Below are 402 nucleotides of genomic sequence, written 5' to 3' on the forward strand. Positions count from 1 at the left end.
ACAGTTTAAACTAGACGTACTCAATTATATGAACGAACATGGGGCGTCTTCTCGTGAAGCGGCTATTATTTTCAATATCCCTTCTGCAGGGAATATTCGTAAATGGCGAAAACTTTATGAAACAGGTGGAATGATAGCCCTAGAACCAAAATCAAAGGGGCGTACATCGATGAATAAAAACCATAAACGAACAACAAAAAAACAAGTGCCATCTGAAGGAACTGTAGAAGCTTTACAAGCCGAAATAGACTATTTACGTATGGAGAATGCCTATCTAAAAAAGTTGAATGCCTTAGTTCAAGAAAAGGAAGTATTACATCAAAAGACAAAGCGCAAGTAGTGTATGAACTAAGGGAAGAATTCGCTGTACAAGCATTAATTAAGCTCGCTGATATCAAGCGA

General features: G+C 37.6%; 1 pseudogene. It reads left to right on the plus strand.

Features of this window, described 5'->3' with window-relative positions:
* A pseudogene (locus ACOMCU_RS28365) lies at nucleotides 1-402 on the plus strand (helix-turn-helix domain-containing protein); the annotation flags it as partial.

Source organism: Lysinibacillus sp. UGB7 (assembly GCF_049058285.1).
GTDB lineage: Bacteria > Bacillota > Bacilli > Bacillales_A > Planococcaceae > Lysinibacillus > Lysinibacillus sphaericus_B.